Origin of the sequence: Flavobacterium sp. (assembly GCF_031422135.1) — a bacterium.
Taxonomy (GTDB): Bacteria; Bacteroidota; Bacteroidia; order Flavobacteriales; family Flavobacteriaceae; genus Flavobacterium.
The window spans coordinates 49866-62750 of the sequence record NZ_JANOQD010000010.1; the positions used below are offsets into that span (position 1 = coordinate 49866).

At 32.5% G+C, this 12885-nt stretch carries 13 protein-coding genes; 9 read left to right on the forward strand and 4 right to left on the reverse strand.

Annotated features, from left to right (window positions below):
• The first annotated feature begins 5 nt into the window (after window positions 1-5).
• From RMO70_RS02135 to apaG, 7 genes are all read left to right on the forward strand, one after another.
• Entirely contained in the window at window positions 6-1349 is a 1344-nt protein-coding gene (locus tag RMO70_RS02135) for a biotin/lipoyl-binding protein (RefSeq protein ID WP_310554777.1), read from the forward strand.
• A 63-nt stretch (window positions 1350-1412) separates the two neighbouring features.
• Entirely contained in the window at window positions 1413-2798 is a 1386-nt protein-coding gene (locus RMO70_RS02140; RefSeq protein WP_310554778.1) for a TolC family protein, read from the forward strand.
• Window positions 2799-2881: 83 nt separating this feature from the next.
• A complete protein-coding gene (gene map / locus RMO70_RS02145; protein ID WP_310554779.1) occupies window positions 2882-3700 on the forward strand; it encodes a type I methionyl aminopeptidase in 819 nt (272 codons plus the stop codon).
• A gap of 33 nt (window positions 3701-3733) precedes the next feature.
• Window positions 3734-4147 carry a GxxExxY protein gene (locus RMO70_RS02150; RefSeq protein ID WP_310554780.1) on the forward strand — a complete coding sequence of 138 codons (414 nt, stop codon included), beginning with the start codon at window positions 3734-3736 and terminating at the stop codon, window positions 4145-4147.
• Window positions 4148-4198: 51 nt separating this feature from the next.
• Window positions 4199-4975 carry a methyltransferase domain-containing protein gene (locus RMO70_RS02155; RefSeq protein ID WP_310554781.1) on the forward strand — a complete coding sequence of 259 codons (777 nt, stop codon included), beginning with the start codon at window positions 4199-4201 and terminating at the stop codon, window positions 4973-4975.
• Between the two features lie 55 nt (window positions 4976-5030).
• Entirely contained in the window at window positions 5031-6284 is a 1254-nt protein-coding gene (locus RMO70_RS02160) for a DUF5103 domain-containing protein (protein ID WP_310554782.1), read from the forward strand.
• Window positions 6285-6351: 67 nt separating this feature from the next.
• Complete coding sequence (gene apaG / locus RMO70_RS02165) at window positions 6352-6738, forward strand: Co2+/Mg2+ efflux protein ApaG (RefSeq protein ID WP_310554783.1); 387 nt, start codon at window positions 6352-6354, stop codon at window positions 6736-6738.
• On the opposite strand, the gene RMO70_RS02170 is transcribed toward apaG, so the two are convergent.
• From RMO70_RS02170 to RMO70_RS02185, 4 genes are all read right to left on the reverse strand, one after another.
• Window positions 6735-8888, reverse strand: a complete 2154-nt coding sequence (locus tag RMO70_RS02170) for a peptidase domain-containing ABC transporter (RefSeq protein WP_310554784.1) — start codon at window positions 8886-8888, stop codon at window positions 6735-6737. The two genes, apaG and RMO70_RS02170, sit on opposite strands and share 4 nt — an antisense overlap.
• Window positions 8889-9032: 144 nt before the next feature.
• Window positions 9033-10172, reverse strand: a complete 1140-nt coding sequence (locus tag RMO70_RS02175) for an HlyD family efflux transporter periplasmic adaptor subunit (RefSeq protein WP_310554785.1) — start codon at window positions 10170-10172, stop codon at window positions 9033-9035.
• Window positions 10173-10484: 312 nt separating this feature from the next.
• Window positions 10485-10646, reverse strand: coding sequence for a class IIb bacteriocin, lactobin A/cerein 7B family (locus RMO70_RS02180; protein WP_310554786.1), 162 nt, complete (start codon window positions 10644-10646; stop codon window positions 10485-10487).
• 13 nt (window positions 10647-10659) lie between these two features.
• The gene (locus RMO70_RS02185; protein ID WP_310554787.1) at window positions 10660-10809 is read right to left on the reverse strand and encodes a class IIb bacteriocin, lactobin A/cerein 7B family; all 150 of its coding nucleotides are present in this window, start codon (window positions 10807-10809) and stop codon (window positions 10660-10662) included.
• A gap of 155 nt (window positions 10810-10964) precedes the next feature.
• Here RMO70_RS02185 and RMO70_RS02190 point away from each other — a divergent pair, with 155 nt between their 5' ends.
• Together RMO70_RS02190 and pruA are read left to right on the forward strand one after the other, a co-directional pair.
• The gene (locus tag RMO70_RS02190) at window positions 10965-11342 is read left to right on the forward strand and encodes a helix-turn-helix domain-containing protein (protein WP_310554788.1); all 378 of its coding nucleotides are present in this window, start codon (window positions 10965-10967) and stop codon (window positions 11340-11342) included.
• Between the two features lie 103 nt (window positions 11343-11445).
• The coding region (pruA, locus tag RMO70_RS02195; RefSeq protein WP_310554789.1) for an L-glutamate gamma-semialdehyde dehydrogenase at window positions 11446-12885 on the forward strand (1440 nt) is incomplete at its 3' end.

Below are 12885 nucleotides of genomic sequence, written 5' to 3' on the forward strand. Positions count from 1 at the left end.
AAGCAATGCTAAACATTTCAAAAAACAATATATTTCCGATTAAAACTCTTGAAAAATATAAAAACATCAAGGGTTTGAACCATAGACCGCATTACAAAATATTGAACCGAATTATTGGTTTGGTTTCTATAATAGGAATACTGTTTTTATTTTTACCTTGGACACAAAACATTTCGGGCTCAGGTTCCGTAACTACTTTGAAACCGAATCAAAGACCACAAACCATTCAAACCGTAATTGCTGGAAAAATCGAAAAATGGTATGTTCAAGAAGGCGATTTTGTCAAAAAAGGCGATACTATTTTATTTATTTCAGAAATCAAAGAAGATTATTTTGATCCAAATTTGGTTGAAAATACTAAAAATCAAGTGGATGCTAAAAAAATGTCGGTACAATCCTATGAATCAAAAGTAAAAACACTTTCATCACAAATTGGCGCTATTGAAAATGAGAGAGTATTAAAATTGCAGCAAGCCAAAAACAAAATAAAGCAAGCTATTTTTAAAGTAAAAAGCGACAGTATGGATTTGGTAGCGGTGCGAACGCAGCTCAAAATTGCCAATACACAATTTGATCGCGCAGTACAACTCAACAAAGAAGGTTTAAAACCCTTGACAGATGTAGAAGAAAAACGCCTAAAGCTACAAGAAGTTGATGCTAAAATAATCACACAAGAAAATAAATTATTGACTTCAAAAAATGAATTCATCAATGCGAAAGTAGAAATAAATAGAATTTCCGCAGAATATTCAGAGAAATCATCAAAGGCAGAAAGCGACCAATTTACGGCAAGAAGCAATCAATATGATACAAAAGCGCAAGTTAATAAATTAGAAAATCAATATGCTAATTACAGCATTCGAAACGGAATGTACTATATTAAAGCACCTCAAGATGGTTATGTAAATCGTGCTTTGCAATCTGGACTTGGCGAAAACATTAAGGAAGGAACTGCTATCGTGAGCATTATGCCATCTGAATATGATATTGCTGTGGAGAGTTTTGTGGATCCAATAGATTTACCACTGATTTCAAAAGGCGAAAAAGTGAGGGTTTGGTTTGATGGTTGGCCGACAATTATTTTTTCGGGTTGGCCAGATATGTCTTACGGTACTTTTGGTGGGGAAATTGTAGCTATAGAAAATTTTATTAGCGAAAACGGAAAGTTCAGAATATTAATTGCCCCTGATAAAAATGAAGCAAAGTGGCCTAAACAAGTAAGCATCGGTTCTGGAGCACAAACCATTGCTTTGTTGGATAATGTGCCAATTTGGTTTGAGATTTGGAGAACATTAAATGGTTTTCCACCCAATTATTACAAACCGAATACTGTAAAAGAAAAAAAATAATTATTCACCACTAAATCAAAGATTTTTGAAATAATTCTTGAATTAGCGGTAAAAAATAACAAAATGAAAAACCTTTTTATACTAGTATTTATTTTTACTTTAAAATCGTTTGCCCAAGACATACCTAAAGAATTCAATTACAATGAATACTTAGGTTATGTGAAAAAGTATCATCCATTGGTAAAAACTGCCAATTTGAATCTCAACCAAGCCCAAGCTAATTTGATGATGGCGCGTGGTGGTTTTGATCCAAAAATTGAAGTGGATTTTGATAAAAAGCAATTTAAAGACAGCGAATATTATTCGATTTTGAATAGCAGTTTCAAAATTCCAACTTGGTATGGCATTGAATTAAAAGCGGGTTTTGACAACAATGATGGTGTTTATTTGAATCCAGAGAATACACTTCCAAACCAAGGATTGACTTCTTTTGGAATTAACATCCCGCTTGGACAAGGTTTGTTTATTAACCAACGAATGGCAGATTTACGCAAGGCTAAAATTCAAATTCAATTGAGTGATGCGGAAAGAAAACTACAGGCGATACAGGTTTTGTATGATGCTTCGGTAGCCTATTTTAATTGGAAAAAGAATTTTAACGAAGTAAAATTATATCAAAACTATGCTTCGAATTCAGAAATTCGTTTTAAAGGTACAAAATCGTTGATCGAACAAGGCGATAAACCAGCAATTGACAGCACTGAAGCAGGAATAATTGTTAAAAGCAGATTGTTAAGTTTAGAAGATTCAAATTTGAAACTAACCAAATCCAAGCTGGAATTATCTAATTTTTTGTGGTTGGAAAACAATATTCCACTAGAACTTTCTGAAGCTTTGTTTCCTGAAGAAAAATTAGAAATCTCGATTCAAGAAACGCTAAAAACTAATGATTTAATGAATCCAGACTTTTCTATTGTCAATCACCCAAAAATAAATGCATTACAAAGTAAAATTGATGTTCTAACTGTAGATCAAAGGCTGAAAGCAAATTTACTTTTACCAAAAATAGATATGGGTTACTCCTATTTATCGGAACCCAGTTACATTGATAATTATCAATTCAAGGATTATAAAGTGGGGTTGAATTTTTATTTTCCGTTATTTTTAAGAAAAGAGCGTGGCAATTTGAAACTGGCAAAACTGAAAATTCAGGAAACCGCTTTTGCACTTGATCTAGAAAAAATACAATTGACGAATAAAATAAATGCACAAAAAATAGAAATTCAATCTTTAATAAGACAAAAAAAACTGATTGATGCTTTGGTAAAAGACAATTTAACGATGCTAACTTCTGAAGAACGATTATTTTCATTTGGCGAAAGCTCAATGTTTTTGATAAATACTAGAGAAAATAATTTGGTTTCTGTTCAGCTTACCCAAATTGCTTTGGAGAACCGATTTTATATTTCCAATTCTGAATTGTTTAGAATAATGGCAAATCCCGATTAACAATTTAAATTGATTTTTGAAATTGAAATTAACATTGCTATTGAATTCGTATATTTGCACCTTTGAAATTGAAAACGCATAAAATGATTATCCCAAAAACTCGTAAAGAAATAGAATTAATGCGTGAAAGCGCCTTAATCGTATCCAAAACATTAGGAATGGTTGCCTCCGAAATAAAAGAAGGAGTTACTACTTTATACCTAGACAAACTAGCCGAAGAATTCATTCGAGATCATGGTGCTGTACCAAGTTTCTTAGGATTGTACGGTTTCCCAAACTCGCTTTGTATGAGTCCGAACTCACAGGTTGTTCACGGAATTCCCAACAATATTCCTTTGCAAAGTGGAGATGTTATTTCGGTAGACTGTGGTGCTTTCAAAAATGGTTATCATGGTGATCACGCCTATTCTTTCGAGATTGGAGAAGTTGCACCAGAAACTAAAAAATTACTACAAGTTACTAAAGAATCTTTATATATAGGAATCCGAGAATTGAAAACCGGAAACAGAGTTGAAGATGTAGGAAATGCTATTCAAAAACATACTGAGTCTCACGGTTATGGCGTAGTTCGTGAATTAGTGGGCCACGGTTTAGGTCAAAAAATGCATGAAGATCCTGAAATGCCTAACTACGGAAAACGTGGTCGAGGAAAATTATTTATAGAAGGAATGGTAGTTGCGATCGAACCGATGATCAATATGGGAACTCGAAACATAAAACAACACAAAGATGGCTGGACAATTACCACTGCCGACGGGAAACCATCTGCTCACTTCGAACATGATGTGGCTATTATAGATGGAAAACCAGAATTGCTATCTACTTTTGCTTATGTTTATAAAGCTTTAGGAATTGTGAGTAATGAAGAAGATGAATTTAGAAAAGTGCCGTTTGTGATTTAAATATTGACTATCTCAAAATAAAATTTCACAAAGATGCACAAAGTAGACACAGAGATTCACAAAGATTTAGATTCACTTTCTTACAAAATAATTGGTCTTGCAATAGAAGTTCACAGACAACTTGGACCTGGACTTTTAGAATCCGCTTATCAAGAATGTCTTTTTTATGAAATAAAAAATGCAGGATTAGTAGTTGAAAAAGAAAAAATATTACCAATCTCATATAAAGATATCAAATTAGATTATGGTTATCGAATTGATTTACTAGTTGAAAACAAATTAGTTATCGAACTAAAAACAGTCGAAACATACACATCAGTTCATTTTGCTCAAATACTAACTTATTTGAAACTAGGAAATTATCCGTTAGGATTACTGGTGAATTACAATAGTAAAATTTTAAAAAACAATATCAAACGATTTATAAATACTCCCGAAAATTTGTAAAAATTTTGCGAATCTCTGTGTATCCTTTGCGCATCTCTGTGAAATAAAACCATGAAAAAACTCTTCAAACTAATCCTCAATACCATCCCACGACCAATCTTAATCAGATTGAGTTATGTAGCACGTCCTATTTTAGCAGTATTACTAAAAGGCGATAAATTTACCGATCCAATCGATGGAAAAAGCTTCCGAATGTTCTTACCTTATGGTTACGGAACACAGAGAAATAATGTATTGTCACCAAGTACACTTTCGTTAGAAAGACATCGATTATTATGGTTATATCTTCAAAATGAAACCGATTTTTTTACTTCAAACGCAAAAAAGAAAGTATTGCATTTTGCACCAGAACAAGCTTTTTACAAACTTTTTAGAAATCAAAAAAACATAGAGTACACCACAACCGATTTGCTTTCGCCATTGGCAGATGTAAAAGCAGATATTTGTAATCTTCCATTTGAAGATAATGAATACGATATTATTTTTTGTAATCACGTTTTGGAACATATCCCAGATGATACAAAAGCAATGCAAGAGCTATTCAGGGTTTTAAAACCAGGAGGAATGGCTATTCTTCAAATCCCACAAGATTTATCAAGAACCACAACTTATTCTGACAATTCCATTTTAGATCAAAAAGAACGAGCCAAAATTTTTGGACAATACGACCATGTTCGCATTTATGGTATCGATTATTTTGAAAAGCTACGAAGCATAGGTTTTACAGTAATTGAAGAAGATTATACGGCAAAAATAACACCAGAATTAGTCAAAAAATATTGTTTGGCAAATGGCGAAATAATTCCTGTTTGCTTCAAAAAAAAATAAATTGGCATACTATTCGTTATAAAAATTTATATTTACAGTCGTAGCAATTTTAATTATGATTAAGAAACAATTTCTTGTTATTTCGCTTTTTCTTATTCAAAATTTGGTTTTGGGTCAAGCCATTACTGAAACAGCACCACCATATCATATAAAAACAGTCACCTTTATTCAAGGTCAGCAAAACACTATTCCTTTTTTCAGACTAGGTGATTCTTTCGAGTTTAATTTTGATGATTTGTATGGCAACGAAGCCGATTATTACTACGAAATAACCCACCATAATTACAATTGGGCACCCTCACAACTTTCTAAAAACGAATACATTGACGGACTTGACAATCAACGAATTCAAGATTATGAAAACTCATTTAATACACTACAACTTTATTCACATTATAGATTAAATTTTCCTAATAAATTTACACGTCTTACTAAAAGTGGTAATTATCTCATTTCGATATTCGACAACAACAGAGAACTCGTTTTTTCAAAAAAATTCATACTTTATGAAGACCTAGCCGAAGTACCAATCCAAGTAAAAAGAGCGCGTAATATTATCGATCTAAAAACAAAACACAATTTAGACTTTAGCATCCAATCCAAAATAATTTTGTTCCAAAACCCAATCCAAAACATAAAAATAGTATTGTTTCAGAACGGAAAATGGGACAATTCCATTGTGAACATTAAGCCGCAATACACCATTGGCAATGATTTAATTTTTAAATACGACAAAGAAACCCAGTTTTATGCCAGCAACGAATACTTATTTTTTGACACCAAAGAAATTCGAGCAGTAACTAATGCCGTAGCTCGTGTGGAGACAAACGGAGGATTGTACAACTCATATTTGTACACCGACACCAGTCGAAAAAATAAAGTTTACACCTTTTTTCCTGACTTAAACGGAAATTTTCAGGTCAGAAACTTAAATGCGCAAAACAATGATGTAGAAGCTGATTATACTTGGGTTTATTTCACATTATTTGCAACAGAAGTGTCAGCAACAACAGCAATTTACGTCACTGGAATGTTCAATAACAATACGCTAAACCCCGAAAACAAAATGGAATACAACACCAAAAAAGGTGTTTTCGAAAAAGCAATACTCATAAAACAAGGGTTCAATAACTACAAATACACCATTCTAGACTCAAACAACACCATTTTAGACAAAGAATCTATAGACGGTAATTTTTTTGAAACCGAAAATGTATACACCGCAATGGTATATTATAGAGCAAACGGAGAACGCTACGATCGAGTAATTGGAAAAGGAGAAGCCAATTCAATTAACATAACGAATTAAAAATTAACATATTGTTAATGTTTTTTGTCTTTATAAATTTTCTAAATTTGTATAAGCAAAAAAAATTATGGTAACACAAATCACAAGAGGTATAAAAATCTCGGTTTTAACATCTTTTGAAGGTACCTACTTCAAAAACCATAAAATGCACTTTGCATTCAGCTATCATATTACCATCGAAAATCACAGCAAAGACTCCGTACAACTCGTTGCAAGACACTGGGATATTTACGATGCACTTAATTATGTTGAATATGTCGACGGAGAAGGCGTAATAGGAAAAAAACCTGTTCTTAAACCAGGTGAATCCCACACATACAGTTCTGGATGCTTACTTTGTTCCCCTTTTGGAACTATGCTTGGACACTTTAACATGATTAATTTTACCACCACAAGAAACTTCAAAGTTCAAGTTCCAGCCTTTAGACTTAGTGCGCCATTTGCTTTGAATTAATAGACCAAACTTTGTTTACTCCATAAATCATAATATTTCCCTTTTAATCTTAATAAGCTTTGATGATTTCCTTGTTCTATTATAGCCCCATTTTCCATCACTAAAATTGTATTAGCATTTGCAATCGTACTCAATCTATGCGCTATAACAATGATAGTTTTACCTTCTGATTTAAAATTATCAATCACTTCCTTTACTATTCGTTCGGAATTACTATCTAAAGCCGAAGTTGCTTCATCCATTAGTAAAATTTCAGGATTTTTATATAAAGCTCTTGCAATCGCAATACGTTGTTTTTGGCCTCCAGAAAGCATCGCTCCGTTTTCACCTATTTGCGTTTCGAAACCATTGGGTAGTTTCTCTACAAATTCGGTTATTCCTAGTTGTTTCGACAATTCTAATATTCTTTGTATGTTAGGAAAAGAATCTCCCAAAGCGATGTTTTCGATAATATTCCCAGAAAATAAGTTTAATTGCTGCGGAATAACACCTATGCAGTTTCTTAAACTTTTGTAGTGAATATAATTGGAATCGTAATCCCCAATATAAATTTTCCCCTCCTTTATTGGATATAAATTTTGCAACAAGGATATCAAGGTTGTTTTTCCACTACCACTTTCACCAACAATTGCTGTGGTTTCATTTTTTTTAAAAATAGCATTAAAACTTTTGAAAACTTCCGTTCTTGAACCATATCTAAAAGTTACATTTTCAAATTTAATATCTCCAATATTTTCTCTTTCTAATTCAATCTTGTTTTCTGTTTCTTCACGCTCTAAATCCATAATTTCAAATAATCTATCGGCTGCAATCATAGCGTTTTGAGCAGTTTTGTTCATCCCAATCAAAGATGCAACTGGCGAAGTAAAATAACTTATCAAAGCATAAAAAGAAAATAATTCTCCAGGAGAAATCTCCCTATCAATTACATAGCCTGAACCAATCCACATTAAGATAACAGTAAATATAGAAGCTAAAAACTGAGTCGATGTTCCCGCAAAAACACCATTTAAACCCGATTTATAAGTTGTAAATAATAGTTTTACAAATTTATTTTCTGTTTTGAGATTAGAAAAATCTTCAATACCAAATTCTTTTACAGTTCGAATATGGGTTACACTTTCTACAAGTTGCGTTTGCAAATCGGCAGCGTTTTCCATAATTTTTCGTTCTACTTTTTTATTAAATTTATTAAGCAAAAAATAAATAAACACATAAAACGGAATAACTAGTAAGATGACCAAAGCTAGTTTCCAATAATAGGTAAACATTAAAGTAAAAGAAAAAATAACAATAAACACATTGACAATCATATCGATAGCCACTTCATTTATAAACGAACGTATTTTTACCGCATCGTTTATTCGAGAAGTTATTTCGCCTATTTGCATAGTGTCGAAAAAGCGTTGAGGCAAATGAAGCAAATGTTTATAGTAGCCTAAAATTAATTTTGCATCTATAAGCTGTCCTGTTTTCATTACAAAAACACTTTTTTTAGACCCAATATAGGCTTGGAGCAAAACAATGCAAATCATAGAAACACTTAACAAATTGAGCAGGTTTCGATTTCCTTCTACTAAAACGTAATCAGTTATTTTCTGAATATAAATAGACATAGCCAGTCCTAAAATCGTAAAAACTATAGCACCAATCAAAGCTTGAATAAGTATTGTTTTGTGTGGTTGCACCAAATCCAAAAAACGTTTTATAGGCGACGTTTTTTCGTTGTAAATCCTAAAATCATAGTTAGGAGCGAACAAGACTAAAACGCCTGTCCATATTTTTTTAAACTCTTCAAAAGTATAAGTTTCCATTTTTCCAAAAGCAGGATCCATAGCTTCAATTTTGTCTTTACTTACAGAATAGATAACAATATAATGGTGCTGTAGTTCTTTTACCACCACGTGAGCAATCGCAGGGAGTGGTATTTTGGCTAAAGCATCAAAACCACCTTTTACCCCTTTGGCAATAAAACCCATTTTTTCGGCAGCTTCAATAATACCCAAAACATTTGTACCACGCTTGTCGGTATTGGCATATTGACGAATTCTTGCTATAGGTAAATTAACTTTGTAATGATTCCCAATAGAAGCTAAGCAAGCAGCACCGCAATCCTTAATATCGTGTTGTTTTATTTTTGTTGATGCCATATTTAGAAGAAAGAAAATTAATGAAAGACAAAAAACTTTGTATATATTACGTTGATGATTTTCTTCAAAATCTAATTATTTTAGAAATTCGCAGATTCTTTATTTATGTAATTGCAATTTTTAATTGCTTTGCCTGTTCGCCTATCAGGCTCGAGTGATAATTGTCTTCGGGTTCAACCAGTCATCAACTTTATCAAACAACAAGTCGAACAAACTTCGTCTAGTAATAATATAGCGTGTAGTTAATGTCATTCCTTTAGATACTTGAGTTTTGTAGCCCGAGCTGAGTTGCATTGTTTTAGAATTTAGACTGCAACGTACTTTAAAAAAAGCTTGATTCTCTTGTAATGTAATATTATTGTCCATTTCTATTACTTTGCCTTCTAGCAATCCCCATTGGTTATAATTGAATGCGTCTATTTGAAATTTAACGGGTTTGTTTTTTTTAATTAAACCAATATCGTTAGGCGAAACGGTAGTTTCTACAATTAGATTATCGATTGATGAAATATCTGCAATAGGTTGAGAAGCATTTATAAAAGAACCTACTTGCAAACCAGTAAAATTTTCGATAGTTCCAGAAATGGGAGCCAGTACTAAATAATTATGCTCCTCTACTTTAATTTTAGAAATAGTACCGTTGCCATTTTTAAGTTGGGTTTGCAGTTCCCGCTTTTGGTTTTCCCATATGGATTTTTGTTGGCTGACATAACTTTGTATGGCTTCTTTGGCAAATTGTAGTTCGTACACAAATTTCTCAAACTCGGCTTTTGCTATTACATCTTTTTCGAACAAGATTCTATTGCGATTATAATTGGCTTGGGCTTGGGCGACTTTGCTTTGCAATTCGTTTTTGCGAGACTGGTATTTGTGCAAATCCTCAATAGCGGTCGAAGTTTTTAGGTCTCTATTTCCATTTATTAAGTTAGCAACATCAATAAGCAATTGCTTAACCGATGATTGCAAAGTATCTTGGGTGCTTTTTTGAGTAGCCAAACCCTCTTTGGAAATTTTGATGATTGTGTCGCCTTTTTCTACAAAGGCATTGTTTTTTAGTGATAGCCAAGTAATACGACCGCTTACAATAGTAGTTACAGGCACATTATCGGTCTTACTGCGAATAATACCTCGACTCTGACTACTAATATCTAGTTTAATAATAGGTAACAAAAACAGCAAAGTGAGTATAATTAAAACCACCGTAAAGTATATACTTATACTATTGTTTCTGTTTTTTGCAATAAGATTTTCAATATTATTTACTGGATCTGAACTGAAGTTCATATGTTCTTTTTACCGCAAAAAAACAAAAGTCACATTAGATTCCCTATAACTTTTAATATTAAATTATAACTAATTATTATAATTTAAAGCCATTGGCAATGAAGAATTAAACACATTTTGTTAATGTGTTATATTGTAATAAGCACGACCTAATTCGTGTCCAACAAAATATATAAAAATCCAAATTATTATTATTGAAAATATTAATTTAAAAATTTTAATTGATGTAAATTGCTTTGTCATATATGAATTTAATATATTTAATTTTTAAATAATGAAGTCTCTTTTAAAAGAGACTCCATTAAATATGACTTATCCTCTATAATTGCGATAAGCCTCTCCAAGAGCGTAACCTGCGCCATACAAACCGGCCCAAACCGCAGCAGCTGCAGCTCCAATTTCTATAAAACCACCTTCAATATTCATCATCTCATCTTGAGACAATGAAATAAATTCCAAATTATTTGTATCCATAACTATTCTTTTATTAACTATTATACCCATTATAAAATCCAAGACCAAAAACTCCACCAATAACCGCTCCAGCAACTAACCATGGTAATGGGATAAATCCACCATCTACTTCTTGTACTTCTTGAGCATTAAGCTCTACTAAATTCAAATCTTCTAAATTCATTTTTCTAATTGTCAAAATTAAACATTTTTGTTTGTAACATTGTGAGTTTCTCGAGAACTTTTTTGTTGTTGCAAAAATTGTAAAATCGAGATAACAAAACTATAACTAATTAAAAATTATTATTACTTTTGCAGATAATTTTATAATAAATAGTTATGGAAATGGTAGTTGAAAGAATTAAGGACATTAGAAAGAAAAAAGGATTTTCTCACGAGTATATGGCACATTTACTTGATATGAGTCAGCCAGCTTATTCAAAAATAGAAAATAGTGAAACAAAACTATCAGTAGAGCGATTATTTAAAATATCTGAAATACTAGAAACCCCTGTTGAAGACTTTTTAAATATTAACCCAAATAACATTTACAATCAAACGTTAAACGACAATGCGATAATTTACCAAGATTTCGAGAACCTTTACCAAGACAACAAGGAAAAGACTGAGAAAATTGCTCAATTATACGAAGCGAGGCTACAAGACAAAAACGATGCAATTATTGAGTTAAAAAAAATAATCGAGAAGTTATCTTAATTATAAATTGAAATAATATTGTGATTTAGCAAAAAACATTTTTACTTCGTACTTTTGTAACACATATTCAATACACAAATCTAATAATCAAACCATACAAACAATGTTAAAAGGATTTTTCAACATACCAAAAGCAGTAAACGAACCCGTAAAAGCATATGCACCAAACTCTCCTGAAAAAGCTAAAGTTTTAGAAGCATACAAAGCAATGTGGAATTCAAAAATTGATGTTCCATTATATATCGGTTCTGAAGAAATTCGAACAGGAAATACTAAAAATATGTCCGCACCACATGACCATCAACATATTGTAGGAACTTATCATTTATGTGAAAAATCACACGTTCAAAAAGCCATTGCAAATGCGCTCGAAAGCAGAACTAAATGGGCAAATATGGCTTGGGAACAACGTGCGGCTATTTTCCTAAAAGCAGCTGAACTTATTGCTGGACCATACAGAGCCAGAATAAATGCAGCAACAATGATTGCACAATCCAAAACCATACACCAAGCAGAGATTGATGCCTCTTGCGAGTTAATTGACTTTTTACGTTTCAATGTAGAATTTATGACTCAAATATATCAAGACCAACCTGCATCTACATCTGATATGTGGAACCGAGTAGAATATCGCCCACTAGAAGGTTTTGTATATGCCGTAACCCCTTTTAATTTTACAGCCATAGCTGCAAATTTACCAGCAAGTGCTGCTTTAATGGGCAATGTTGTAGTTTGGAAACCAAGTGATAGTCAAGTGTTTTCTGCAAAAATTATTATCGATGTTTTCAAAGAAGCAGGAGTTCCAGACGGCGTAATCAATGTCGTATTTGGAGATCCCGTAATGATAACCGATACGGTTTTATCCAGTCCAGATTTTGCAGGAATTCACTATACAGGATCTACATTTATATTCAAAGAAATTTGGAAAAAAATAGGAACCAATATTCATAATTACAAAACCTACCCAAGAATTGTAGGCGAAACAGGCGGAAAAGATTTTATTATAGCTCATCCATCGGCTAATATAAAACAAGTGGTTACCGCAATTACTCGTGGCGCATTCGAATTTCAAGGACAAAAATGTTCCGCTGCATCAAGAGCCTATATTCCACAAAGTATGTGGGCAGCAGTAAAAGAACAATTAATCACCGATGTGAAATCGATGAAAATGGGTTCGCCTGAAGATTTCTCAAATTTTGTAACTGCGGTTATTCACGAAGGATCATTCGACAAATTAGCAAGCTATATTGATCAAGCTAAAAAAGACAGCGATGCAGAAATCATAGTAGGTGGAAATTATGACAAGTCAAAAGGATATTTCATAGAACCTACCGTTATTGTAACCACTAATCCAAAATATTCCACAATGGAAACGGAACTTTTTGGACCTGTGATGACAATTTATGTATATGAAGATTCTAAATGGCAAGAAACATTAAAACTAGTAGATTCTACCTCAGAATACGCACTTACTGGCGCTATTTTGAGTCAAGATCGTTACGCTATTGAAGAAGCTACCGTTGCTTTACAAAATGCAGCCGGA

Excerpts from the sequence above, each read along its gene's own strand:
- apaG (WP_310554783.1), top strand. The coding sequence starts at position 6,352 with ATGGTAACACAAATCACAAGAGGTATAAAAATCTCGGTTTTAACATCT.
- RMO70_RS02140 (WP_310554778.1), top strand. The coding sequence starts at position 1,413 with ATGAAAAACCTTTTTATACTAGTATTTATTTTTACTTTAAAATCGTTT.
- RMO70_RS02180 (WP_310554786.1), bottom strand. The coding sequence starts at position 10,646 with ATGGATACAAATAATTTGGAATTTATTTCATTGTCTCAAGATGAGATG.
- RMO70_RS02185 (WP_310554787.1), bottom strand. The coding sequence starts at position 10,809 with ATGAATTTAGAAGATTTGAATTTAGTAGAGCTTAATGCTCAAGAAGTA.
- RMO70_RS02160 (WP_310554782.1), top strand. The coding sequence starts at position 5,031 with ATGATTAAGAAACAATTTCTTGTTATTTCGCTTTTTCTTATTCAAAAT.
- RMO70_RS02170 (WP_310554784.1), bottom strand. The coding sequence starts at position 8,888 with ATGGCATCAACAAAAATAAAACAACACGATATTAAGGATTGCGGTGCT.
- map (WP_310554779.1), top strand. The coding sequence starts at position 2,882 with ATGATTATCCCAAAAACTCGTAAAGAAATAGAATTAATGCGTGAAAGC.
- RMO70_RS02190 (WP_310554788.1), top strand. The coding sequence starts at position 10,965 with ATGGAAATGGTAGTTGAAAGAATTAAGGACATTAGAAAGAAAAAAGGA.
- RMO70_RS02150 (WP_310554780.1), top strand. The coding sequence starts at position 3,734 with ATGCACAAAGTAGACACAGAGATTCACAAAGATTTAGATTCACTTTCT.
- RMO70_RS02135 (WP_310554777.1), top strand. The coding sequence starts at position 6 with ATGCTAAACATTTCAAAAAACAATATATTTCCGATTAAAACTCTTGAA.
- RMO70_RS02155 (WP_310554781.1), top strand. The coding sequence starts at position 4,199 with ATGAAAAAACTCTTCAAACTAATCCTCAATACCATCCCACGACCAATC.
- RMO70_RS02175 (WP_310554785.1), bottom strand. The coding sequence starts at position 10,172 with ATGAACTTCAGTTCAGATCCAGTAAATAATATTGAAAATCTTATTGCA.